This window comes from Pedobacter sp. SYSU D00535 (genome assembly GCF_017355855.1).
GTDB lineage: Bacteria > Bacteroidota > Bacteroidia > Sphingobacteriales > Sphingobacteriaceae > Desertivirga.
On the sequence record NZ_JAFEWD010000003.1, the window covers coordinates 239,487 to 265,408 of the forward strand.

At 45.4% G+C, this 25,922-nt stretch carries 19 protein-coding genes; 8 read left to right on the forward strand and 11 right to left on the reverse strand.

What is annotated here, in order from left to right; all coding sequences use genetic code 11:
• Nucleotides 1-200 precede the first annotated feature (200 nt).
• On the forward strand, nucleotides 201-1,085 hold the full coding sequence (locus J4N23_RS09060; RefSeq protein ID WP_207426642.1) for a hypothetical protein: 885 nt from the start codon (nucleotides 201-203) through the stop codon (nucleotides 1,083-1,085).
• Nucleotides 1,086-1,184: 99 nt separating this feature from the next.
• Here J4N23_RS09060 and J4N23_RS09065 read toward each other — a convergent pair whose 3' ends face one another.
• Complete coding sequence (locus tag J4N23_RS09065; protein ID WP_207426643.1) at nucleotides 1,185-3,332, reverse strand: PAS domain-containing protein; 2,148 nt, start codon at nucleotides 3,330-3,332, stop codon at nucleotides 1,185-1,187.
• Nucleotides 3,333-3,820: 488 nt separating this feature from the next.
• Between J4N23_RS09065 and J4N23_RS09070 the strand changes: the two genes are divergently transcribed.
• Nucleotides 3,821-6,394 (forward strand): TonB-dependent receptor domain-containing protein, encoded by a 2,574-nt coding sequence (locus J4N23_RS09070; protein WP_207426644.1) that lies wholly within the window; start codon nucleotides 3,821-3,823, stop codon nucleotides 6,392-6,394.
• Nucleotides 6,395-6,483: 89 nt separating this feature from the next.
• On the opposite strand, the gene J4N23_RS09075 is transcribed toward J4N23_RS09070, so the two are convergent.
• The 4 genes from J4N23_RS09075 to J4N23_RS09090 form a co-directional block, all read right to left on the reverse strand.
• Complete coding sequence (locus J4N23_RS09075) at nucleotides 6,484-7,044, reverse strand: RDD family protein (protein ID WP_207426645.1); 561 nt, start codon at nucleotides 7,042-7,044, stop codon at nucleotides 6,484-6,486.
• Nucleotides 7,045-7,329: 285 nt separating this feature from the next.
• Nucleotides 7,330-8,379 carry a DUF6688 family protein gene (locus J4N23_RS09080; RefSeq protein ID WP_207426646.1) on the reverse strand — a complete coding sequence of 350 codons (1,050 nt, stop codon included), beginning with the start codon at nucleotides 8,377-8,379 and terminating at the stop codon, nucleotides 7,330-7,332.
• A 123-nt stretch (nucleotides 8,380-8,502) separates the two neighbouring features.
• Complete coding sequence (locus J4N23_RS21230; protein ID WP_207426647.1) at nucleotides 8,503-10,590, reverse strand: PAS domain-containing sensor histidine kinase; 2,088 nt, start codon at nucleotides 10,588-10,590, stop codon at nucleotides 8,503-8,505.
• 101 nt (nucleotides 10,591-10,691) lie between these two features.
• On the reverse strand, nucleotides 10,692-11,372 hold the full coding sequence (locus J4N23_RS09090; RefSeq protein ID WP_207426648.1) for a GNAT family N-acetyltransferase: 681 nt from the start codon (nucleotides 11,370-11,372) through the stop codon (nucleotides 10,692-10,694).
• 288 nt (nucleotides 11,373-11,660) lie between these two features.
• Here J4N23_RS09090 and J4N23_RS09095 point away from each other — a divergent pair, with 288 nt between their 5' ends.
• Complete coding sequence (locus J4N23_RS09095; RefSeq protein WP_207426649.1) at nucleotides 11,661-12,812, forward strand: glycoside hydrolase family 43 protein; 1,152 nt, start codon at nucleotides 11,661-11,663, stop codon at nucleotides 12,810-12,812.
• A gap of 225 nt (nucleotides 12,813-13,037) precedes the next feature.
• Here J4N23_RS09095 and J4N23_RS09100 read toward each other — a convergent pair whose 3' ends face one another.
• The 3 genes from J4N23_RS09100 to J4N23_RS09110 all read right to left on the reverse strand — a co-directional run bounded on the left by J4N23_RS09100 (nucleotide 13,038) and on the right by J4N23_RS09110 (nucleotide 15,257).
• Nucleotides 13,038-13,826 (reverse strand): DUF2711 family protein, encoded by a 789-nt coding sequence (locus J4N23_RS09100; protein ID WP_207426650.1) that lies wholly within the window; start codon nucleotides 13,824-13,826, stop codon nucleotides 13,038-13,040.
• A gap of 27 nt (nucleotides 13,827-13,853) precedes the next feature.
• Nucleotides 13,854-14,606 (reverse strand): DUF4262 domain-containing protein, encoded by a 753-nt coding sequence (locus J4N23_RS09105; protein WP_207426651.1) that lies wholly within the window; start codon nucleotides 14,604-14,606, stop codon nucleotides 13,854-13,856.
• 81 nt (nucleotides 14,607-14,687) lie between these two features.
• Entirely contained in the window at nucleotides 14,688-15,257 is a 570-nt protein-coding gene (locus J4N23_RS09110; protein ID WP_207426652.1) for a hypothetical protein, read from the reverse strand.
• Between the two features lie 942 nt (nucleotides 15,258-16,199).
• Here J4N23_RS09110 and J4N23_RS09115 point away from each other — a divergent pair.
• Entirely contained in the window at nucleotides 16,200-16,373 is a 174-nt protein-coding gene (locus J4N23_RS09115; protein ID WP_207426653.1) for a hypothetical protein, read from the forward strand.
• A gap of 8 nt (nucleotides 16,374-16,381) precedes the next feature.
• Nucleotides 16,382-16,822 (forward strand): GyrI-like domain-containing protein, encoded by a 441-nt coding sequence (locus J4N23_RS09120; RefSeq protein WP_207426654.1) that lies wholly within the window; start codon nucleotides 16,382-16,384, stop codon nucleotides 16,820-16,822.
• Nucleotides 16,823-16,998: 176 nt separating this feature from the next.
• Here the strand turns inward: J4N23_RS09120 and J4N23_RS09125 are convergent, their stop codons facing one another.
• Both J4N23_RS09125 and J4N23_RS09130 read right to left on the reverse strand, forming a co-directional pair.
• Nucleotides 16,999-18,432 (reverse strand): serine hydrolase, encoded by a 1,434-nt coding sequence (locus J4N23_RS09125; protein ID WP_207426655.1) that lies wholly within the window; start codon nucleotides 18,430-18,432, stop codon nucleotides 16,999-17,001.
• 308 nt (nucleotides 18,433-18,740) lie between these two features.
• A complete protein-coding gene (locus tag J4N23_RS09130) occupies nucleotides 18,741-19,799 on the reverse strand; it encodes a nuclease-related domain-containing protein (RefSeq protein WP_207426656.1) in 1,059 nt (352 codons plus the stop codon).
• 587 nt (nucleotides 19,800-20,386) lie between these two features.
• Between J4N23_RS09130 and J4N23_RS09135 the strand changes: the two genes are divergently transcribed.
• Nucleotides 20,387-21,424 carry a phospholipase D-like domain-containing protein gene (locus tag J4N23_RS09135; RefSeq protein WP_207426657.1) on the forward strand — a complete coding sequence of 346 codons (1,038 nt, stop codon included), beginning with the start codon at nucleotides 20,387-20,389 and terminating at the stop codon, nucleotides 21,422-21,424.
• Nucleotides 21,418-23,529, forward strand: a complete 2,112-nt coding sequence (locus tag J4N23_RS09140) for a DUF3427 domain-containing protein (protein ID WP_207426658.1) — start codon at nucleotides 21,418-21,420, stop codon at nucleotides 23,527-23,529. The genes J4N23_RS09135 and J4N23_RS09140 overlap by 7 nt, the downstream gene beginning before the upstream one ends.
• 94 nt (nucleotides 23,530-23,623) lie before the next feature.
• Here the strand turns inward: J4N23_RS09140 and J4N23_RS09145 are convergent, their stop codons facing one another.
• On the reverse strand, nucleotides 23,624-24,787 hold the full coding sequence (locus J4N23_RS09145) for a hypothetical protein (RefSeq protein ID WP_207426659.1): 1,164 nt from the start codon (nucleotides 24,785-24,787) through the stop codon (nucleotides 23,624-23,626).
• 167 nt (nucleotides 24,788-24,954) lie between these two features.
• Here J4N23_RS09145 and J4N23_RS09150 point away from each other — a divergent pair, with 167 nt between their 5' ends.
• Nucleotides 24,955-25,917: an HNH endonuclease gene (locus J4N23_RS09150; protein WP_207426660.1), complete on the forward strand. Its 963-nt coding sequence runs from the start codon at nucleotides 24,955-24,957 to the stop codon at nucleotides 25,915-25,917.
• Nucleotides 25,918-25,922: the final 5 nt, after the last annotated feature.

Here is a 25,922-nt window from a genome sequence, read left to right on the forward strand (position 1 = left end):
CCCGTTTTTTTTGCTCCAGTGTTCCCTTCCAGATCAAGCCTTACCACACCTCTCATTCCTCCTGGTCTTTAAACACCCGAAACAGTCCATTTTGGACCAATTCTTTTTACCTGAAACAAACTTCCCATCTAAGCCTTAATTGACGTAGTACATCCTGCGTCTATCACATGCTCATTTTAAACACCTATAATTAATACATTATGAAACAGTTTCTATTGACCATCGCTGTTGCTAGCAGTGTCCTGTTCTCATGCAAAGAAGAACAGGGATTAGCGGAAAAAAGTGAGAAAAAGGTTAATGTGACCTTTGCCGTGTCAGATTTTAGTGAGGAGATTGTGAATTATGGGAAGACTGCGAGGACATCCGCCGCAGGGGACACATTACTAAATTATGCCAGTCGGCTGGAGTACCATGTTTATGACTCGGTTGGAATGTTCGTCAAGTCTATCGTGCAGGATAGTACCGCAAGTAATTTTGGCCAGATAGAAGATCAGCTCTCCGCGGGGCAATATACACTGTATTTTGCAGCCTTCAGGGGAAATGGTTATGTGAGTTTGCACTTACCGTACTTCATGCCAAGGGGCGATTGGTACGATACATTTGTTAAAAAAATGAGCCTCACCGTCGGAAGCCAGGATATAGAGCAACAAGTCAGGTTGGCGAGAATTGTATCGGCTATTGAAGTAACATTAACTGATCCGATCCCGGTGAATACCTCGAAACTTGAATTGCTGGTGTCGAATGAAGCGGACAGCTACAGTTTGGAACGGGAGGAACCGGTTATCAGCGCGAACACTACCAAGTCAAAGACTTTCCTGCTAAGTCGGGATGATGAGAATAAAACGGGTAAAAAGCTCTTTATGTATGTTGGAAATACGGCCGAACCTGTATCGGTTACCATTAGAGCCTACAACGCTACAAATCAAGTTATTGCTGAAAAAGTAGTGACTAGCGTAACTACTGTTAAGAATAAGATGACCTTATTACGCGGCCGGCTTTTTACTCCGACTGGCAGTCCGATGGCCAACTTTTCGGTGACGGTAAGTCCGGAGTGGTTAGCTCCCTCTGACCCGATCCTGTTTTGAGCAGGGACTAAACCCTACAAGCCTATCAGGTAAAAAAGAAAGGGATCGTTCATCGGGGACGATCCCTTTTTATATTGATCGCAACGGGCATCGTATTCTTCAAAGACTGGATGAAGTAGCACTGTCCTGCGATGCCGTATTAGCGATTTGCTTAATGATATCGTCCAGCTCAAGCCCCGATTCCTTGATCAAGCTGATGATCTCCTGCTGAGTTTCCAGCTGTTCGGTGTTAAGCAGGTCGAGTAGCCCGAGAATGTTGGCAAGTGGTTTCCTGAGCAGGTGCGAATTAGAAAAGGCAATTTTTGCAAGTCGGGATTCTTTTTCTTTCAGCTTCTGAAGGTTAATAATAGAGCCGGTTAAATGGGTCGGTCTGTTATTCAGATCCCGTACAATGTGTATCCTCCCGTGCACGTGATGGTAGTTGGATTGGGCATCTAATAGCCGGTATTCCTGTTCCCAAAAATTCTTATTGTTCTCCATGCACTCGTGCACGGTGGTTACCACGCGTTCACGGTCCTCGGGGTGAATTCGTGCTTCAAACCAATCAAGAGTAGTAGAAATATCGGCAGGGTAGCCGTATTCGGTAAAGAAGTTTTTGTTGAAATGGACATGGTTCGTGGTTAGATCTGCTTCCCATATTACATCATGGCTGGTTGCCTTGATCAGTTCTGCCTTCTCCAGCGCCCGGCTTAACTCGAGTTCTCTCATCAGTTCCTCGGTCATGTCATCCAGGTAGATAGCCAGTCCTTCTTCGCTCGGATGCACGTTTACCCTGAACCATTTCTCTAAAGGAACATAGTACTCTTCAAAGGAGCAGGATCTACCTGTGCGGAGACAAGCAGAATACTCACTGTAGAAGCGGGTTTCCCGGCTTCCCGGAAAAAGATCCCACAATACTTTTCCCAATGTTTCCTGCTTTTTCAGTCCGAGGAAATCTTCGCACTTTTTATTCCAATAAGTAATCTCCCAGGCTATATTGCAAGTAAAGAAGGCTTCGTTAATCGATTCAACCGTTTGCAGCAATTTCAGCTCCGTGTTGTGAAGCTTGTTTTCAATATTCCGGAATCCACTCAGGTCTTTTGATGCGGTGACCATCCGGAGCAAACGACCTGACTGGTCATACAGGCAGAAGGACTGCGCAAACAGTTCTTTGAAGGAACCATCGCTGCACCGCACCCGGCACTCGGCAGACCAGTTATTTTCCCTTTTGAAGATCGCCGATTCGAAGGTTCGTTTCATGTGATGCCAGTCGTCGGGATGTACCACCGATTCCCACCAGTCCTCCGGATGGCCGATGCTCTCCTTGCTATATCCAAGCACTTTCCCGAGATTACTGTTGAAGTCCAAGGTATTCGACATCACGTCCCAATCACTAATGATATCGTTAGTAGCCTTATTAACCAGCTTATATCGCTCATAAAGCTTCAAAAATTCGAGTTCGTTGTTCTTTTCCTCCGTTTTATCCTGTACCGCTCCAATTATTTTATAGGGCTTGTTGTTCCGTATTTCTACTTTCCCGGCCTGATGCAGGTACTTTCTTCCAATCGGAGTGTCGTAGTAATGAGAAAAACTGAAGGTCGCGCGGTGCTCAGAAAACCTCTTCACCACATAAAGGTATTTTTCATGATCCTCCTGCGAAAGGGAACTAAGAAAATCATTCAGGGTGAGCTCCTGTTTTCCATTCAGGCCCAGAAGCTTGTACACTTCAGGGGCGCATACCAGCTCCTCATTTTCAAAATAATACTCCCAGCTGGCGATCTTGGCCAGCTTCTGCGTGATCAACAGCTTTTTCCGTTCGCGGGAGAGCGAGAGTACCAGTTTTTTCTGATGATCAAACAGGCGCTTTACTTCCTCCTGTTGCCTTTTTATCTCGATGCGGTTTTGAACAATCTCGTATAACGCTTTTACACGTGTCAGAAGCAGGGTGGGATCTATAGGCTTAGTAATGTAATCAACTGCACCTACGCCGTAGCCCTGAAGAATATTCTCAGGAGTGGTATAGTTGGCTGATAGGAAGATAATTGCAGAATCTTTCGCCTTGCTGTAGCCCGACAGGATTTCTGCCACTTCGAAGCCATCCATTCCTGGCATCTGAACATCCAGCAAAATCAGCGTATAACTGGTTTTTAAGATCTTTCGTAAAGCTTCTTCCCCAGAAGAAGCGGTATCAACTTTGAACTGGTTATATTCAAGTACACTTTTAAGTGAAAATAGGTTCTCGGGGGTATCGTCAACAATTAATATCATAGCAGGTGTTGATTAGTTCCGAGAGCGAAATCGATCATCTAAATTAGAAGAATTAGGATATAGCCGGTGATTGTAACAAAATTGTGATCCGATAATAAGGTGGTAGTGCTATACACAGCTCGGTGAAGCGAAGCACCCTGGCACTGTTAGCTGTTGTGGCTTTACAGGTCCGCGATAGTTTGCTAAGGCAGCACGTAAAGTTAGCGCCGCCACTGGCCCCGCTAACGACATCTCACCTGAATCCCATCTAAAAGAAAGTTAGTTGCCTGAGAAAATATTTTGCAAACCAGAAAAGCAAATCTATATTTGTCTACCAAATCTATAGAGTATATAATAAAAGTAGCTTATAATGGAGAAGTCAATTACTAACATCACCTGTCTTACTTATCGTTCAGTCTGTTGTTCGCTGTGTCCTTGTCGGGACTAGTGCTCAATGATTCCTTTTAAATTTTTTTCGATCACCCAATCACTTAACAAAAATTCAAGTAATGAAACGTTTTTCATATGCATTAAAACTGTTACTCCTTATTTCCTTTCTCGGTTATTTTAGTCCCGCAATTGCTCAGCACCTGGTTGTTGGAAATGTAAAAGACAACCGCGGACCGCTCGCCGGCGCCAACGTTCAGGTAAGAGGAACCACTATTTCTACCACTACTGACACTGCCGGTAATTTCAAACTAACCGTCAATACCGAAACTCCCTTCTACCTGCGGGTAAGTTTTGTTAGTTACAAGCCACAGGACTTCCAGGTGCTTAGGTTTCAAGACGAACCCTTTCAGATAACTCTTTTGCAGGACGACCTGTTGGAGGAGGTAGTGGTAACATCCAGACGCCGTTCGGAAGTACTTCAAAACGTGCCTATTCCCATATCGGTAGTGGGTGGCTCACAGATCGATCAGGCGGGAGCCTTTAATGCCAACCGTGTGAAAGAAATAATCCCTACCGTGCAGCTGTATTCTTCCAATCCACGTAACACGACGCTGAACATCCGGGGCTTAGGGTCCACTTTCGGACTAACCAATGATGGTATTGATCCGGGCGTAGGATTTTACGTAGATGGCGTCTACTACGCCCGTCCTGCAGCGGCTACGCTCGACTTTATCGATGTGGAGCGTATCGAAGTGCTTCGTGGTCCGCAGGGAACGCTGTTTGGAAAGAACACCAGCTCCGGCGCATTTAACATTGTGACCCGCAAAGCAAGTTTTTCCCCTGCTGCAAGTTTTGAGACCAGCTTTGGTAATTACGGTTATGTGCAGGCGAAAGCATCTGTGACAGGACCGCTGGGCAGGTATTTTGCCGGTCGTTTATCTTTCTCGGGAACACAGCGCGACGGTCTGATCGAGAACGTGCGCACATTGAAAAACATCAACGACATCAATAACCTGGGTTTCCGCGCTCAGTTGCTTTTCCGTCCTACAGACCATCTATCAATTACCCTTGCGGGGGATAATTCCCGCCAGCGTCCCGACGGCTATGCACAGGTAGTTGCAGGAGTAGCACCCACACTCCGTCCTCAATACCGCCAGTTTAATTCGATCATTGCGGATCTTGGATATTCACTTCCAAGTACCAATCCTTTCGATCGTAAAGTAGACCACGATACGCCATGGAATTCCGGAAATGACCTGGGAGGAGTATCGCTGAATGCAGATATCAAAATTGGTCCCGGCACGCTGACATCTACCTCTGCATGGCGTTATTGGAAATGGGATCCCTCTAACGACCGGGATTTTACGGGTCTGCAGTCGCTGGCTAAATCGAACAACTACTCCAGGCACCATAACTGGTCGCAGGAAATTCGGTATGCGGGAGAGTTTAGTTCGAAGTTAAGTGGGGTGGTAGGCCTGTTCTACATCGATCAGGAAGTACAAACCGATCCGGTAGCAATCGAAGAATCAGGATCTGCTACCTGGCGTTTCTCGCAAAGTACCACTAGTGATCTGTGGAAAACCCCCGGCCTTTTCGAAGGTTACGGAATCAGGAACCGCTTTTCCATCAAATCTCTCAGCGCTGCAGTCTTTGCTAACGTCGATTGGGAAGCTACTCCAGGTTTTCACATTCAGCCAGGTATCCGTTTTAATTACGATAGAAAGGACGTAGTTTACAACAGAACTACCTACGGAGGTTTGCAAACAAATGATCCCGCCTTGCTTGCGCTGAAAAACCTTATTTATACCAACCAGGCCTATGAGGCCGATGCAGATGAGGACAACTTTACCTATCAGTTGACGCTGGCTTACAAACCGAATCAGCGCCTGAATGCTTTTGCAACCTACTCGACCAGCTTCAAACCTATCGGGGTGAATGTTTCTGGTTTGCCAACCATTAACGGAGCAGTGGCCACAGATCTGGCTGTAATTAAACCGGAGGATACAAAGCATTATGAAGTAGGTGTGAAAACAAATCCTACAGATTATCTGACGTTCAACGTAACACTTCATAATTCAGATATTGACGACTACCAGACTAACGTGCAGTCGCCGGAGATCGGCGTAAACCGTGGCTACCTCGCTAATGCCGAGAAGGTCAATGTAAAAGGAATTGAGATTGATGCCAACCTGAGGGCGGGCCGTCATTTCTCTTTCTTCGGAGCTGGTGCCTATACCGATGGGAAGTACGTACGCTTTACCAATGCGCCGCTTCCGCTGGAAGAAACAGGACTGACCGTGGATGGAAAGCAAGTAGCATTTAAGGACATTTCAGGAAGCCGCCTGCCGGGTATTTCTAAATGGGCCGGATCATTAGGAGGTGAGTTCACTACTCCGGCGAAGCTTTTCGAACGCGAGTCTAAATTCTTTACCGCTCTTGATGCTTCTTACCGCTCTGAATTTTCTTCCAGTCCATCACCTTCAGCCTACTTGAATATCGATGCTTATTCTCTTGTCAATGCAAGAATTGGCTTTAGATCAACTACCGGCTTGTCTGCCTATCTATGGGCCCGCAACCTGCTCGATAAAAACTACTTTGAGCAATTGCTGCCGGCAGGCGGTAATGCAGGCCATTATGCGGGAGTACTTGGGGATCCGCGTACCCTCGGTCTGACTTTAAGATACGTTTTATAATTCCAACCTCCACGTTCGTGGATGCCTTTTCAGAGCCGACGCAGATGGTGTGTCGGCTCTGTTCTTTGCTGTGTACCTCTCCCTCGATTCTATTTCAACCGCTCCCGAATCTCCTTCAACTTCTTTATTTCCACCACGTAGGTAGTACAAACATCGTTGTTAAAGCTCATAGTACCTCTTTTTACCCGGCCGGTAGCGCTCCACCAGGGATAGGAAAATAGTGACAAGATGGGATTTTTGGCCAAATTACCCAGGCAGAGGATGTTGCGCTTGAGCGATAGCCGAAAATTCGGTTTAGTCCCCAGGTCATTAATGACACAAAGCCCTAACAACCATTTGCCCGGGGTAGTCCCGAAGTAGTATTCCATAACCGACCCATAAATTATTACCATGGAAACAGAGATGGCAACAGCCACTACCTCCAGACCGAAAATATCGATAGATAAGCCAACTCGTACAAGGTAGCCATAAACAGGTATAAGAAAGGGGAGAAGATCAATCAACTTAGCCCAAAACCGTAGCACATCATTCTCTACGTTCGGTTTATACCTTTCCGTGTAATCCAGGTATTCATAGTATAGCAGGCCGTCTGCTCCACGGTATGGACGACCTACCCTACGGGTGATAGCGATTTCAGATATTCTTTTCAATTGTGATTGGGTTTAAGTAAAGATAGGAACAGCGAGCTAAAAATCGAATAGTGATAAACATGAGATTCGTAAGCAATTTCAGCCGTCACAGAAAATGTATCGATCCAGCATCGGAAGCAGGTGGAAGAAGACAGCTTGACTATCGCGAAGCAGGTAGTTCCCCCTTTATATGACCTACTCACGCTCTGAATCCGAAAGGGATTGCCTGCAGTGGCAGATGCCATTGAAGATGTGGAAAAGTAGAGAATACCAGGGTTAACGTAAAAATAAACACCTTCCGGCCATTCAGCGATTCCCTAAATACTGCCGGCCAATCCTGTTCTCGGGCTTTCGGTCGAAAGTGTAAAGCGTCAGCAAAAAGAAGCATTCGAGGGGTTTCATCAGGATATAAATAATGTTCGATACCCATTTGTGATTGAAAATCCCGTAATACTGGTGAATTAAACTCCCGATTTTGTTGTACTGTCTTCTGATCTGCCCATGGATGAATGGAACTTTTTCCGCAAGGAGCTCCTCGAAGGCATTGGAAACTAGTAGCTGCCTGTTGCAAAGAATGGCCACTCCTCCTCTCATACCCGGTCTGAGCGGTTTTACGAGCTCGGGATGTCCCTTTGCCGCCACTGAACAGAGAAAATGCCCTTGTGGGCAAACTACTTCTTTACATTCGTAGTCCAGTTGAGAAAAACCATGTTTATAAGTATCTGTAAAAGCGCGAATCATGGAGTCGGGACGCTGTCCGAATAACAATAAAATCGTCGATAGCACAACGATCAGCGGGAGGCACAGCAGCAGTAATATCGGATATTTTACAAATGCGGGTAAACGCAGCACGGAGGCGGAAAAGCCCTGCCTGTAATTTTCATCAAGACCAGCCTCTTCCATAAAAAGCCGTTGATTTTGAACAAGCGCATAAATGAAATGTACGATCACCGGTAGGTGAAACAGATGTAGCAATTCATCCGAATGATGGATCATCATCAGGATATTGAGGCCGATCCCGATAAGCAGCAGACAGTTTACCGCAACTTCTAAAAGGGGTGGCGCCAGCAAGCTTCTCCAGCGGGAGTAAAGGAAGGCAGCCCAGCATAAAACAATCAAGCTCAGCATGCTGAGCCGATGCTCAGGGGAAAAAAAGGCAGAGTCGCTACAGCAATCATTTTTAGTCTCATCACCAACCGTCAGAAATAGCAGGGGAAGCAGCACCACGTTCCACAGCTCTACCGCATTGAACAACTGCCGCGAGAGGACTTGCTCACCGGAAATAGTAAAGTAGAGAAATTCGACTAAAAGCAAGATGGCTGGAATGGCAATTAAGAGAAGTACAATGATAAACATGATAAGGCGGTTTTCCTTAGCCCAAATATAGGGTATTTAAGGAGTGAGAATTAATGATGATTTTTCTCCCTAATCTGTTAGATCAATCTATATCTGGTTGCCCCTTTTATTTACCCTCAATTCCTACACACTTTTCAGCCACTCCGCCGCCGCATTCAGGTTATTAAACAGACGGGTAGTTACCCCAGCTTTCAGAACGTTCACGCTTTTATCGGCGGAAAGCTGACTGAACCTGCTCGGCGAATAGACCCACGCAAAGTGTGTTAGGCCTGCAGCTTCCATCATCGGAAACCAGTCTTTCCCCACCCACTCGGCCGCATCCGACCAGGTGCCCAGAACATTTGTATTATCATTCAATACTTTGCTGAAGGAGTGCTGCTTCAGCAGTTCAAGCATTTTCATACATCCGCGTTGTACGCTCTCGCTATTCTGAAAACCTTTCCAGTCGACATACAGCCACTTTTGCTCCCCGTCGGCTTTGATGCTTATAAAACGGTTGGAGTAGAAGTCAACTTCGTCGACTACGGTGGCTTCCTTAGCAGAGCCATCTTTAAGGGGCAGCATAAAATAGAAGGTGGAGCCTTTGCCCTGCTCGCTTTCCAGCCAGAACCTTCCCTTGTGACGGCCCAGTATCTCGGCCACGATGAACAAGCCGAGTCCCATTCCCTGAAAGTGCATGGCAGTTTCTTCGATCCGGTAGAACCGCTCGAACAACCTGTTGATGCGGTCCTGCGGGATGCCGATACCGAAATCCTGTACAGAAACTACTAGCTGGTCATTGATCAAAGAGGAACGGACCAGCACCTTGTCCGCCTTGGGCGAGTACTTCACCGCATTACTGATCATGTTGTTGATAACCTGCTCCAGCCGCTGATAGTCTCCCTCAATCTTTACGTGTACCTTTTCGATCAGCTCGATAGTATGACTGCTGATGGTCGACTGGTAGCTCGCTATCGCCTCTTCCAACACCTCATTGAAGTCGAATTCGCTCATCTTATAGTCCAGCCGACCCGCATTGATCTTCGATACATCCAGCAGATCGGATGTCAACTTCTGCAGCCTGTCGAGCTGCTTCAACGCTCCGCTAATAAACTTCTCATTCCCGTCCTTACTGGCTGTTTTGGCGGCTAGCTGCAAATAAGCTTTCGCACTCGTCAGTGGTGTCTTCAGTTCGTGGCTGGCAACGCTGATAAACTCATCCTTTTTAATCGATAGCTCTTTAATTGCTTCCAACTGTTCTTCCTCCTGCTTCCGCATCTGGAAGTGCTCGTACTGGTTCTGAAGGTACTTGCCCGTCAGCCTTAAATATTGCTTATAGCTGTCGTTAAACACCGCCCGGGCGCCCAGTCCCATCAGCACGATATTTCGCTTTTTATAATGATTGTAAGAATAAGCGATTAGGTAGCATTGCCGGGGCTGCTCCTCCCAGGGATTCAGGTAGAAATCCAGTCCGCTTTTCAAAACGAGGCTAGTGTCAAACAGCTCCTCGGTTTCTATCGACTTGACGATTTGTACTCCTTCGGGACTTAGAAAGGATTGGGTCCCCAGGCCGTTTCTTACCCCAAATGAGGAGAGACAGCGCAAATGTCCGCTAGCCAGGTCCTGTTCAATAAATAAAGAGAAGGGTAGGTCTTTAGGACTGAGCGAGAGCTGCTTGTGACTCTCCAGCAGAAACTGATCGGAACGCTCCTTCTCGTAGTGGATGGGGATGGCCGTCGCCAGCGTCTCCATCCTGCGTTCATGCAATACCCTATCTGTGGTTTCCAGACAGCTCAGAAACAGGCCGCCCGCCGAACCGTCGTCGTTTCTGATAGGGCTATAGGAGAAATCAAAAAAGGTTTCTTCGATCAAGCTGGTCGTTCTTCTTCGCAGGAACAGGTTGAAGCCCGGAAAGCCATGGCTTTTTCCCTCGTGCAGGACGCTCTCAAACATGGGGCCTATCACGTCCCAGATCTCCTTCCAGGTATCCCAGGTAGACTTGCCGATTTCATTTTCCCTTTTCTCGCCAAGAATCGGGATATAGGCGTCGTTATAGAACTGGATGAAATCCGGTCCCCATGCAATATACATCGGTATCTGCGCCTCAAGAATGTTAGAAACAGAAGTCCTGAGGTTACCCGGCCAGTCTTCAATCTTTCCTAAACAACTTTTTTCCCAGGGGTATGCATTAATCAGGCGCCCCATCCGGCTAGCCTCATTGAAATATTTCACGCAATAAAAATAGAATAACTTTTAATTATAACGGAGAAGAGGAGGGGAAGGTGTGCGGGGGATATTAGCCAGCTGAAGACCTGCGCTGGTTCCGGTCCCGGCTACTGTTTTTCCAGTACATATACCTGCATCAGTTTCCGGGTTCTGAAACCCAGCTTTTCATACAGGTGGAGTGCGGCGGTGTTTTCAGGCAGCACATGGAGAAAGGGAATAGCGGAGGCACGCTTTATTGCTCTTATTTGCTGACGCAGGAGGGCAGCAGCATACCCACGCTTCAGGTAGTCGGGGGCTGTACAAACCGCGCTGATCTCCACATAAGGCCTAGGCTGAAGTCGCTGGCCCGCCATCGCTACCAATGTATCCCCATCAAAGATCCCCTGGTAGTTTCCAAACTCAATGGTCCGCTGAAAAAAAGGCCCGGGGTTGGTTGCTTCCACCAGCTTTAGCATTTGCGGAACATGCCTTGCCGTTAATGGCTGTATCTGCGGTTCGCCGCTTTCTATCAACTCTTCCTGCTCGAATACCAGCTGCAACAGGTCTTTCACCGTTGTAACCGTCCAGCCGGCAGGGATGCGGACGACCTCCGGCAAAAAAAGCACCACGGTCCGTTTGGGAGGAAGCAGTTGCCAAAGCGCCTCAAAATCACGCTCACTATTATTTTTTAGGCCTGCAAAACCGGCGAAATCTTCCGGGAAAAAGCGGGCATGATCGTTTCCTTGCGCCAGACGAGCATTTCCGGTATTTAAAGCGTTCCAAATGGGATTATCTAATAGGTGTTCCAAGAAGTTATTTTGAGGTATGACCGGCAAAGATACGGATTGTTTTAGTTCCGGGATGATGTTAAAGGCAGCCGGTTATCTGTTACGACCATCTGCACTCCTACAATACTTTGGATTCCGCAATTATATTTTTGCCAACCAACTGATTATCCTTCAATAATTGCTATTTTTAATACTAATCAACCTCATGGAATAGTAGGCCATTATCAGCCTGGAGTAATTGCTTCTGCCGGTAGGAAAGTGGTTAAGTTGGCCCTGCTTTTTCACCATCTCATTTAACTGGTAAGCCTTATGAAAAAGATTGTCCTGCTTATTATTTTGTTCGCCCAGCTATTCGCGGAGCCGGTACTGGCTCAGGTGAGTTCAGCCACTCAGCAAAGTTCTTATACCAATCCCTTGAAGGTAGAGTTTGGCGATCCCTTTATATTATTCAACAAAGGGACCTATTACATGTACGGCACCGGAGGTGGAGCAGACAAAGGCTTCTCCGCCTATTCCTCTAAAAACCTGGTCAATTGGAAGCCGGAAGGACAGGTCTATTTCCACAATAATAAAAACGGCTGGAGCGATCCGAACACAGCCTGGGGAGGCGCCTACTGGGCTCCGGAAGTATATGAAGTAAAAGGCAAGTTCTACCTCTTCTACAGTGCACAGTGGAAGGTAAATCCAGCAAAAGAAGAGGAGAACTTCAGGATCGGTGTAGCTGTAGCCGACAAGCCTACCGGCCCTTTTGTTGATCTGGCACCGAAACCGCTCTTCGATCCCGGCTACCCCATTATTGATGCAAATGTGTTTTTTGATACGAACGGCAGGTCGTACTTGTATTATTCGCGGGCGGCCTATAAACATTCGGTAGAAAGTGAAATAGCAGAGCAGGCGCGAAAAAACGGTAAGTACAAAGAGATTGAGGAAAGCTGGATATACGGCATCGAGTTGAAGCCCGACTTCTCCGGTGTGATCGGGAAACCGGTATTGTTGCTTCGTCCCCCGGTAAAGTTAAACGACAAACAAGCCGCCTGGGAAAGCCTTTCAGTAACCACCGGCGAAGTGAACCGGCGCTGGACGGAAGGTTCGGTAACATTTAAAAAAGACGGCATTTATTACATCATGTATTCCGCCAACCATTTTGGAGGCGAACACTATGCCGTGGGTTACGGCACTGGATCTTCACCTTTAGGACCATTCAAGAAGGCAGAAAGCAATCCCGTACTGCAGAAAAATACACATAGAGGAGGCACGGTTACCGGCACAGGGCACAACAGCATCACCTACTCTCCCGACGGTAAGGAGATGTTTTGTGTGTACCACGGCAGAACAACCGCGACAGGCAAAGAACGGGTAGTATTTATAGATCGGATGGAAGTGAAAAAAGGAAAGATCACGGTGCACGGGCCGACGACGGAACCACAGAAAATGCCATCGGGGACGGGGAGAAAGCCTTGAAAAAGGGGAGTTCATAAATCATGCTACACCGGAAATAGTGATGTAGCACTACGAGTTCTAGCCGCAACGGCTCTTCGACATGTTCTGTAAGGCATGTCGAAGAACAGATAATGAGGATTTGGAATCCTCTAAACCCTATGAGATTTTATTGGGGCATTTGACTAAGCGGGATTACAAATCCCTTTTATCTTACGCTCGACCTGCGGAACATGTCGAACAGCGGGATTACTCCTCATCCTGATGCTCCCATCCATGCCTGGTAGCGGTATCGGCGAAAAAGCCTTCAAACCCCAACTCTGTTACAGCGGACCTTATTATTGGAGAAGAGGAACAGATCAGATGAAAGAAACTATCCCATTCTGTTGCAAAAAAGAGGCTTTTTTCTACATCATAGATATAATAATCACGTCCTCCTATTTCTTCTACAAAATCCTCTACCGTTAAACGACTTAAGTCGAGTTCTTTTTTGGAGTCAAAAAACTCATCCTCTACTACAATATGAGGGCTGGTGAATGTTTTGAACAGCGAATAGATCTTTTTAAGGGTACGCGGATCAAAGCTCCCTTCCCCCGGCTGCCAGATCGCCTCCTTCTGTAAAAACAGTTCCAGATTTTCTTCCAGATCAGGACGAGCAAATGCTTTATTGTACGCTCCGATGGAGGTTTTCAGCGCTTTATACACATCTGAGTAGCTATTCATGCCGGCTTTAATTTTGATATCTGCCCAACTAACTTCCTGTCCATGCTGAAGAATCTCAGACTTGCCGGGATAGCTTTCATTGTGAGCATAGATGACGGCATTGGTGGCCTGGATCTTTTCATAGATTGGATCTTTTGCTCTCGCTTCTTCCAGCGATATTTCCACGGATTTTTTAAAGCTCCCCCCATTGTCCGTATGGGTCTTTATTTTGAAAAAAGGAAACCAGCTGATAAACACCCAATCGAACGCCCCAGAGAAATGCTTTTTGAAGGGTTCCTCATACGTATAAAGCTTCTGCTCCTTGAAAATGTCCATAGTAAATCTAATGTTGAAATTATTTGCTTAATCGTCCACGCTCTCGAACCTCGATCTGCGCCATTTCCCTCCAACGACGTCTCTTTCTGCTTCTTCTCCGTATTCCAGATCAAAAACCTCGTTCAAGGTATTATCCCTTAATACCATCCGTTCGAGCGACACGACTCTGCCATCTTCTGTTGTTACCTGATCGCCTGTTATAAACTGCCAGTCGCCATCATGCTCGTGCACTACATACAAAATGGGCTTATCCTCTTCCAAATGCTGTCGGCTGGTGAAAACACAGAGATTAGCAGGCTCACGGAATTTGAAATTAGCGTTTCTGTCTAGAAGGGGTTGTTTATATCGAAATACCTCCTCAAAACCATCCTCCCAGGGAAATCTGTTGTTCCGGTCAGTCCAAACCAATTGCAGCGCTGGAAGCTCGGCGGTCTTGTAGTAGCTGATCGCATAACCAAAGTAGTCGCCGATTGAACGCTTGTCTACCTTGATGAACTCGGCACGGGAATTCTCGAAAAGATCATAGTTCGTTTCCGTTTTAATCACCTCCCCCTTGCGGATCAGCTCGCCCGCGTCATTCAGGATTTGGTTAGCGACTTGCTCCTTCATGCCAAAACAGATCAGTTCGGGGTGATTGAAGTGCTTCAACAACCCAACGGTATAGGCAAAGGATGGTAAATAATCAGATGCGGGGATCATTAAGACAATCCAGCCATATTTTTCTATGTCGCTTGCGAACTTGTCGTCGTCAATACAATGATGTTGATCCGGGGCTTTCATTATTCTTTAATTATGCCGTTGAAACATGCTATTAAGGCATCTTCAGGAGCTTGTCTGCATTCAATGCTTAAAATCTTCTATTCAAAGTAAAGATTTTTTGTCCTGCCTGTACATCCCATACATCAGTATACTAAACACGATTTCGATTAAACCGCCAGTCAGCGCAGATGAAAAGGAGCTTGCATTCAGGAAGAAAAGAATATAGGCTGCTAATCCCAGTGCCGCTCCCAAGAGCCAGTAAAAACGCAGCCCATAAATACTTGCGAAGCTGAGGTACCTGCCGCCGATGATCAGCAGCATGCCCTGGAAAAACCAGGAGCTTTTATGAAAAGACAAACCGTAAGCCAGCGGGATACACATCAGCATCCAAATGGTAACTTCCATAGCCAGTTTTCCTAGCGGATTGTTTTTGTCGTGGACTCCTTTAATACCCATTAGTTTTTCAAGTAGCGTCGCGATCGGCATTATCAAAGCGCCGCCGATAATTAACGTCCAGATGGCCCATTGCTGCGAATAAATAGTTGCAGTAATACCGGAATTTAGCCATACCAAACCGGAGACGAGAATGCCTGCTGAACCATAACCGTAGCCCTCCCGCATATCCCGCTGCGCCTCTTTTAAGTTGTCAATATCCGAATGTTGCTTTTCCAATGATTTAGATTTTTGCTCTGTTATTTCTTAGGATAAGGTCTTGCAAAGTCGGTGAAATAAAGCTTTATCATTGCCGCACAAAACCTGATGGAATGTAGGAATTTCGGAGATAAGTTTAATGGAAATTTTGTGAAGCCGAGAACACGGGTAAAATTCTCTCTTCGAGATTTGCAACGAAGCCGTATCGATGGATTTCCAATCCTACTCAACTTAATTAAATCTCGCTAACCATTCTGATCGGTTCACAGAACCTACGATAGGAGCTTCGGAATTACAAATTCCGAAGAGCAGCATGCTACAGATATGTTACTTTAGTACGGCCGCTGCTCTTCGAGATTTGCAATCTCGAAGCCATATCGATGGATTTTCAATCCAACTCAACGTAATAAAATCTCATTAAATATTCTAATCGGTTCACAGAACCTACGATAGGAGCTTCGGAATTACAAATTCCGAAGAGCAGCTAAAACAACTGCTTCCGCTCTTCGAGATTTGCAATCTCGAAGCCGTATCGATGGATTTTCAATCCAACTCAGCGTAATAAAATCTCACTAAACATTCTAATCGGTTCACAGAATCTACGATAGGAGCTTCGGAATTACAAATTCCGAAGAGCAGCATGCTACAGATATGTCACTTTAGTACGGCCGCCGCTCTTCGAGATTTGCAATCTCGAAGCCATATCGATGGATTTTTAATCCAACTCACCGTAATAAAATCTGACTGACCATCCTGATCGGTTAACAGAACCTACGATAGCAGCTTCGGAATTACAAAATCCAAAGAGCAGCAAGGCCAGCCCGCAAACGGCTCTTTGGAATACCTGCAGAACATCGAACAGCGGCCTTCCTCTCATCCCTGCTATTGAAAGAAAAAAAGCTTGCTGCCTGCTGACATACCCTTGTCACCTCACTCACTTTCCTTTGCCAAAAAGAAAAGACCATGAATAAAATAGATCTAACGAAATTGTACAAGCGCTACTACACAGCTGCCCGGCAACCCGAGCTGGTGAACCTGGAAAAGGCCCGATATCTGGCGATCAGGGGCAAGGGAGATCCGGAAGAGGAGGACTATCGCCGCAGGTTGGAGGCGCTTTACCCGGTAGCCTTGCCTTAAAGTTTGCGATGAAAGCGCAGGGGAAAGACTTTGTGGTGGCTAAACTGGAAGGACAGTGGTGGTATGACATGGAGAAATACGGTCTGCCCACGGCAGCTGAGACTCCGCTTCAGGTTCCGCGGAGTGAGTGGGAGTACCGTTCCCTGATTCGGATCCCTGACTTCGTGGGGGAAGAGGACGTGGAACAGGCGAAGCTGGCCATAATGCAGAAAAAGCAGAATCCCTTGGCCCAGTCCGTAGAGTTCTTTGAGATACCCGCCGGTGCTTTTGTGCAAATGCTGCACCTGGGCCCTTTTGCTAACGAGCCGGAGAGCCTGAAGCAGATGGAAGAATTTATCAGGAACAATGGCCTGCAGCGGAACGGGCATCATCAGGAGATTTACCTCAGCGATTTTAGAAAGACTCCGGCGGCTAAGCTGCGGACGATACTAAGAGAGCCGGTGGCTTAGACGATATTTCCAGGATCACTCCGCTTGCAGCTTCTCCGGTCTTCGAGATTTGTAATCTCGAAGCCGTATCGGCGGATTTGCAATCCAAATCAGCGTAATCAAATTACACTAACCATTCTGATCGATGCGCATTACCTACGATAGGGCCTCGGAACTTCAAATTCCAAAGAACAACCTCACTCCGCTTTTAGCTTCGCCAGCATCCATTTCCATCGGAGGTTGTCATCCATCGCCGCCAGCTTTTCGAATGTCTCGATCGCCATTTTCTTATTGCCCTGTCGTTTGTAGGTTTCCGCAAGCTGATCATAGGTGTTTACCGACTTGGGATACTCTTGCAGGTTGTACTGGTAGATCTGGATGGCCTCTTTGATCTTGTTTTGTCGACGCAACTCATTGCCCACATACAACAGCTGCTGCTCGTCGAAGCTAAAGCGAGGGTGCTGCTGCGCTTTTAGTTCCTGGTACAGGCTGATCGCTTTCTTGGCGCCCCGTTTTTTAACAGTGGAATAAACGGTATCGTAAACCGCCCAGGTGTAGGTGTAGGTTTCCACTGGTGATCTCGAATCCAGCAGATGTTTGCCCAGATCCGTCACGCTGTTGCTGGTGTTAGAGAGAATGATGATCCCTCTTTTTCTAACCTTATCCACGCCAATAAAGCTGTAATAACCGCCCGTGCTTCCGTCTTTGTACACGATGTTTTCACCGTTTTGATTATACAGCGTCCAGCCCATCGCCATAAATTCTTTGCCTTCTTTTTTTGCCTGCGGCAGATGGGAGAGTTCTATAGCGGGCTGAAGACGGGTTTGGACCAGTCCTGCATTGGCAGCAGCAAAAGTTAGCAGATCATTCGCGCAGGAACGCAAACCTCCCCCTGCCACCAGCTGAATATCCCATTCGCTGCTTCGAGCGCCATTGGGCAGATGAGGCGGCGCAAGATTCTCTCGGAGCTGAGGGGTTAATTTATATACCGTGCGGTCCATTCCCAATGCAGCATTAATTCTTTCTTTGGTGAGTGTTTCGAAGTCCTTTCCGGAAACTTTGGTCACGACCTCCCCCAGCAGGCAAAATCCGCTGTTGGAGTACTGAAACCTTGCATTGGCTTCCCGGGTAGGGGTAAAGTTCGAGATATACTCGTACAAGAGTTCCGGGGTATAGTCGGCAAAGGGGTTGTCTAAATTCCCAGGATCTACATTGACAGGATTACGGGGGAAGCCGGCCCGGTGGCTAACCAAATGCCGGAGCGTAATCTGCTTCCCATTCATAGCGGGGACCCTAACATAAGAAGGAACGAACTTGGAAACCGGATCGTCCAGCTGAACTTGGTTTTCCAGACTCAGATCCGCCAGCAGTAACCCTGCAAAAACCTTGGTAATAGAGCCGATCTCGTACATGGTGTTGCCATCTGGTTTTCGCCCGTCTGTATCGCTAAGCCTTCCAGCGCTGATGATGTGCCGCCCGCTACTGTCAACAATGCCTACGATGATGCTCTTTGCCCTTTTGTTCGCCACCTCTCTATCAATAAGAGCCTGGATTTGTTCTGTTTGTATCTGTGCCTGAGCGAAGCCGCAGCTGATGAGCAGGAAGCCGAGGAGTGTAATGATTTTAGTCATGAGAGCAGGTGTTAGTTCAGATTCAAAGGTAGGTTGGAGAGTGTGATTTAACGGCAAGCGAATAGGCCAGCGGAGGGAACTATTCGGTAAGTCAGGGGTTTAGGGCGGTGAGTGGGGGACAAAACCTAATGATACCCGCTCTTCGAGATTCGCAATCTCGAAGCCGTATCGCTGGATTTTCAATCCAGATTCATTGTAATAAAATTTGACTAACCGTTCTAATCGGTTCACAGGACCCACGATAGGAGCTTCGGAATTACAAATTCCGAAGAGCAGCAGGTGTACTTAAACCGGACTGGGAATTACTATCATTTTGTTTCGATAGTCTTTTCGTCAGCAATTCTTAACAAGAACTCTGCAATTCGTTGTGTTTCAACTCCTGTAAAAATTGGTTTGAAATACTTTACATAGCCAAGGAGTTCGCCGACACTTAAAACTTTCACGTATTGAAACTCTTCTTTCGGTTTTGTATTAGTCAAAACAATGAGGCTTTTAATCGATATCCTTTTTTCACCCCAATGATGCTTATCCAACCCTAAATGATGGTTGCTTATTTCATTGTTAAGTAATTTAAATAAAACAAAACTAGTTCTCTTGATTTGCTCTACTGGTGAACGTAAACCTAAGTTTGCTATCGATTTGTCGCTCCAATTTTTGGTTTCGATTAGAAATATACCTGATCGTGCTACAAGTAAATGGTCAATTTGAACTGATTTGATATAGTCATTCTCCTGGCGATCGTAAATGGCAGGTGAGAAAGAAACTGCAAAATCATTAATTAAAAAATACTCGTCTGGAAGAGCTTCCAATGTTTTAACGACCATTTGCTCCCCCAAGGCTCCATAAATGAGATTGCTTGCTTCTTCAATAACTGATTTTTTTCTGTCGATTTCCCACAAAGATGATCTAGCACTTTCTTCAACAGCTGTATCAAACTGCGAGGTAATGAATTGCAACCGATGCTTCTTTGCTTTACTAAGCTCAACAAGTTCGCTAATTGATTTCGCTACCTTTTTATCAAAATTTCGTTCTTTCTCAAAGACTTGTCTTTTGTAAATCCATTGCTTTAGATTCTTTTGCAGTCTCTGAAATAAATTTGTTGAGTCGCCATATGTTAGATGGGTTAATTGCTGTTTCAGTTGAGCAATTTCATTCGTCAATCTTTGTTCCTCTTGGTGTTTCTTTGTCTCTATTGTGAGGTCTAACTGCGGCAAATGTGCATTCAGTATACTTTTCTCCTGCTCGATAAGTTCTTCATGTTCAGCAATCAATTGTTGTCGCAAAGTTGGATACGCCCCTCGAAAACTAATCACTTCCTTCAAGGACTTGAACTCACGAATATTGCTTTCTTCTAAATGTGATTTCAAAGCAGTAAGTGAACCAATTGTTCTATATGTCCTGCACATTTTGTCTGTCGATTATTAATATTCAGGGTTGCTACTTTTCCCCGGTATTGGTTCGCAACATGGCGAAGTGGAATACTCGAAGCATAAATGACAGTTTTAAATAAATGTTCAGTCGAAGAATTTCGGCAATAATTCTGATCATCTAACAATAATAGCAAGTTCGCTTTGTATTACAAATAAGGTGTTCGAGTTACAAACTCTAACTAGCAAACTATTTACATGCTCGCGACAGCTGAGGACACGCACAAATGTTTGCGACCTGAGGTGATCCTCATGAGTCCTGCGAACATCCCTTTGTGCAGGATTATTATGCGGGAATAACTAAAACAGAGGCGGAACGAAGGATTAGGGAAATGCTGGGATAGTTGAGGAGAAAAGCCTCACCTCTCAGGATCTCTACTTTCTCCCGCTCACTATCGAGCAGCCGTTCTAGATCGGGATAGCAATCTAACTTCCCGCAAATTTTTATTCGCCCTTATCATCTATTGAAATATTCAATTACATTTGGAATAGGGAGGGTATGGAAACCTTAGTACTCTCAGTCCTGTATGATGAAGACCGAGCTCGGCTTATACGAGCAATTGATTAATAAACTTTTTTACAACAAGCTTCAGACGATTTCAGATGAAGAATTCTTTGTTAAAACTACCGTTCTTGACAAGGAAGAGGCTGCCCGTTATCTAAGCCAGTATCTGTCCGAAACAATTCGTTTTGCTTTAAGTGAACTGAAGGGCGACGACAGCTTGCTGAAACAGGTAGAGTTATCCAATAAGATCATCCAGGTATTGATTGATGAACTTCCTAAACTGGACATCTCAAACAATCTCCTGAAAAGCGGGGAGGTTTTGCAGGCTGTGTTTTCAAAGCTAGATTCCCCTTACACCAACTTTGGGGAGCGTCTGAAGCAGATAACCCCTTACACCCGTTTATCTCAAAGCGAGCTTTTTACAGGCAACAACGTGGGGATCTCCCTGGAAAGCGAAATCAGGAAGGAAATTCTATCTGCGGATGAAATCTACTGGCTCGTCTCTTTTATCAAATACTCAGGCATCCGGATATTTAAAGAAGAGCTCGAAGAGTTTACAAACAGCGGACGGAGGTTAAAGATCATCACCACTTCCTATATGGGAGCAACCGATCTGAAAGCCGTTGAATTTCTTTCGGGTCTTAAGAACACAGAAATAAAGGTTTCCTATAATGGAGATCATGAGCGACTGCACGCGAAAGCTTACTTGTTTCTAAGGAACACAGGCTTTCATACTGGCTATATCGGTTCCTCAAACATTTCCCGTTCTGCCTTAACCAACGGTTTGGAGTGGAACTTAAAAGTAACCACGAGGGAGATCAATCATATCATTGATAAGTTCAAAAAGACCTTTGAGACATATTGGGAGGACAAAGAATTCGAATATTACCGAACAGGTAGGGACGCCGAAAAGCTAAGCAGGGCATTAAAAACGCAGAGATTCCAAGAACGTTCCGGCCTTACGGCCTTTTTCGATCTGAAGCCATTTCCTTATCAGGAGGAAATATTGCTAAGCTCGAATCCGAGCGAATTGTACATAAACGATATAAGAATTTGGTAGTCGCAGCAACCGGAACGGGAAAGACTGTTATTTCTGCTTTCGACTATAAAAGGTTCAAGAGCCAGAAGGAGCGGGCCAGACTGCTTTTTATTACTCACCGGAAAGAGATTCTGCAACAGGCACAGGAAACGTTCAGACACGTCCTACGCAACGCGAACTTTGGAGAGTTATGGGTTGATGGCATTGAACCAAGTAATTTAGAGTACGTTTTCGCCTCGGTACAGACGCTGCGAAACCGTATGGTAGATCTGAAGCTTAGTCCTGATTTTTATGATTTCATTATCATTGACGAAGTTCACCACGCTCCTGCAACCAGCTACCGCTTTATTTTCGATCGCTTTACTCCAAAAGTTCTTTTAGGATTAACTGCCACTCCCGAACGGATGGATGGCGAAGACATCGTGAAGGATTTCTGCAACACGATCGCTGCAGAGATCAGATTGCCGGAAGCAATTAACCGGAAGTTGCTTTCTCCTTTTCAATATTTCGCTGTTTCTGACTCGGTTGACCTGAGCCAAATAGCCTGGAGAAACGGTCGCTACGATATCAACGAATTGACAAAACTCTATACTGCGGAAGACAGAAGGGTAGGCGAAGTGTTGGAGAACTGCGACAAGTATTTAACAGATCTGCATGAAGTTCGGGCTCTGGGATTCTGCGTTAGTCAGGCGCATGCGCAGTACATGGCCGAGAAGTTTGTTCTGGCAGGTTTGAAAGCTGAATATTTGACCAGCAATAGTCCTGGCGACCGGGATGGCGTGCGGCAACGCCTAAGGAACAAGGAAATCAACTACCTTTTCGTGGTGGATATTTTCAATGAGGGGGTAGACATCCCTGAAATTGATACCGTTCTCTTTCTTCGCCCGACAGAGAGTTTGACTATTTTTCTGCAGCAGCTGGGTCGAGGACTCCGCTTAGCTGATGCTAAAGAGTGTTTGACCGTGCTCGATTTTGTAGGTAATGCAAACGCCCAGTACGACTTCGAACATAAATTCCGAGCATTAGTAGGCAAAACTCACACTTCCATAGAGAAAGAAATAGAAGACGAGTTTCCGCATCTGCCTTTAGGCTGCTCAATAATACTTGAGAAAAAAGCTAAGGAAGTGATTCTGCGAAATATCAGAGAGGCCATAGGCTTTAACAGGAACCAGCTCATTGCTAAGATCAGAAGATTTCCGCTCAATTCCACCCTTCCCTTAACGCTAAAGAACTTTCTGGAATTCAATCATCTGGAATTACCTCTGCTCTATAAAAAGGGAAGTTGGAAGAGATTGCTGGCTGCGGCAGGTATTTTAGCAGACTTTGTTGAGCCACAAGAAAAGGAACTGACGAGATTTATGACGCGATTGCTCTCCTGCAATTCCTACAGCTATCTGAATTTCATTAAGCGCCTAATAAAGGAAGATTGGCAAATAGCAAAGCCAACAGCAGAGGAAGAAGTACTGCTCCTGATGCTTCACTATGACGTTTGGCGGGAGGCAGGAACCAAGCTAGGATATAGAAATGTGACTGAAAGCCTTTCCGTGCTAAGAAGCAACCCGGTAATGATTTCTGAAGTGGAAGAGCTGGTGGATTACCTGATCGATCAAATTGATTTCGTGGAGAACGATATCGAACTTCCCTTTCCGAGCCCTCTGAAACTACACAGCCGCTATAACCGTGACCAGATCCTTACAGCATTAGGACTGCATACTTTTGAAAAAGCCTCCTCCAACCGCGAGGGAGTAGCATTAAACAAAGAGCTCAATGTAGAAGCCTTATTCATTACCCTAAAGAAATCAGAAAAAGAGTATTCTCCGACTACCCTTTACGATGACTATGCCATCAACGAATACCTCTTTCATTGGCAATCTCAAAACGCTACTTCGCCTGAATCATCGAAAGGGCAGTCCTATCTCAAACATCAGCAGCTGAATAAAACCATCCTGCTTTTTGTAAGGGAACAGAACGACGATGAGTATGGAAACACGATGTCCTATGTGTTTTTAGGAGATGCAAACTTTATGAAATCAAGCGGCTCCAAGCCGATGAATATAGAATGGAAATTAAATGAACCTATGCCGGCTTATCTGTGGAAGGAGAGCGGGAAGCTGGCGGTGGGGTAGGACGTTGAAATACCATTCTTTATATTAAACCCACTCGGTTTCATCCTCATCGGTTGCGTCGGGTATCTCAGCTTTGAAGTCGACGCACTAAGCATTAGAACGGGAGTAGATCAACTTGGAAGACGAATTGTTCCGTGTACTTGCAATAAAGTAAGAGCCATTCTGATGTCTCTTTATTTACCCTTGGATCTGAATTTAGAAAATTCGTTAAATTCTGAGATTCGGTACATGCAATCTCTAAAATTGCTGTTTCTTCGTTATACGATAAATAAAGCGTCTTAAAATCTTCTGACGTATATTCCGCTTTATCATAACATGCCCACCTGAGTGAGTTTAGGAGTTTTGAGCCAAATTCTTGAATTATTATTGAACGCGCCGAATAGGACTTCCTGAATTGGACGGCAAAAAAGTCGTTGTAAAGGTCGGCGACAATTTTTTTGTTGAGGGAGTGAAGATGTTCGTAGTCCTGGAGAGCATTGTCAAGCTTAGCATACTTTATGAATTCTATGCGAGCGTGATGTTCCTTCTTGGCAATGATAAATCTATTGATGTAATTAATTCGAGAAATTTCTTTCTCCGTAATCTCCTCATCGTTACACTTCAATTCGAGAAATTTTTCTACATCCGCTATCGTTAGGAGGTTGAAATTGTAATAACATGAGACCCCTTCTCTCCGGACGGGAAGAGTGTCAAGTTCGTAGGCTTGCGACTTTAGGAGCGTAATAATGCTATCAAATATAGCAGTGTCATTCTCTAACCGATTTTTCGTTTTCTGGCGATCGTATTCTCTAAACGCGAACACTGTATCTTTATAGTCATATAGCTTCTTTAGAGTTTTGAAAGCATCGTTTTTTCCTAGTATAATATCCTGACCTTTTTTTGAGTCAAATTGGAAGTTGAGGGGTCTAACATTGGACCAATAAACGAACGGCATGCTTTTTACATTAGACTTCATCCCTTTAGCATTTCTGGTCAAAAATATCCAATCTTTGAAGGTGCTTTTTTTGCATGAAATTAGGAGGGTTGTAAATACACGAATATTATCGACGTATTCCATTTTATAAGCAACGAGATCCATCTCTCTCTGCAATGGTTGAAAATCGTCAAGGTAGTAACGATTATGAATAACGTTCCATTTTAACGCTTCCAATTTTGTCGCAACTTTGTGTTCCAAAATAAAACCAGTTACATTTTTTACTTCTTCGGCAATACTTAGATTGGTATCTTTCAACGGCTCCTGCATGTTTAATTCTTGCATTCCAAAGTTACTAATTCAATTCTACTAACTGCTTAGGTTTTAGCGTTCTCGCAAAGAATGGGATTGATATTTTAAAGCAGGTAGATGACTCTTGCTCGTCTAACTTCCTACGTGTGCTGGTTTCTAGTTGCAACTCGAACCTTTATCCACTACTTTAGCTCTAGTAGATGAGTCCGTTAAGCACCCTAAATAAACACCTCACCAAATTCACCCGTCTCAACCGTGCAAATACTGTCTACGGAAGGGCTCCTCATAAACCTGTTCTCCTAATTTCTATCATTGAGCTAATTGAAAAAGGACTGGTAACAGAAAACAGGGTGTATGTAAACACAGATCTGGTAGCGGCATTTCAGGAGAACTGGCGCTTACTGGTAAACACGCTGCACCAGTCTGATTTTACCCAGCCCTTCTACTACCTGCAAAGCGAGAAGGTAGAAGGCCAGCAAATCTGGTTTCTTCAGGCGAAGCTGGGTTGTCAGATCAATGCACATATTAAGAGTGTAACGCGACTGTCGGAAGTATTGGAATATGCATACTTCTCAGAAACACTCTATCTTCTTCTAACTGATCCGGTATCCCGGAATGTTATTAAATCTGTTTTGTTAGATACCTATTTCCCAGATACTAAGCAGCATTATATCCAGAGCAAGCAGAAGGGCGAAGGCTACATTCATGACATGGAAAGCTATCTGTTAAACGAGCCGGAAGCCGAGTATCGAACCATCAAAATAGAAACAGAAGAAGATGTCTTTGTAAGAGGCGGCCTGTTTAAAAAGCTGGTACCAAAAGTATATGACTCCACCTGCAGCTTCACAGGGATGCGACTCGAATCTACCTTCGGCCATAACTTCATAGACGCTTGCCATATTGTGCCTTTTAGCATCAGTCATGATGATAAGGTGAATAACGGCATTGCGCTCTGTCCGAACCTGCATCGTGCTTTTGATCGTGGGCTGGTTTCCATTGATAACTCTTACCGGATTATTGTTTCTTCCCATGTTGCCGAGAATGATAACCATCCCTATAGCTTGAAGCAGTTGGAAGGCCGGAAGATGCGTTTGCCGTTTGGGTCGAGGTATTATCCGTCGTTGGAGAATTTGGATTGGCATAGAGGTAATATTTTTAAATAAAAATT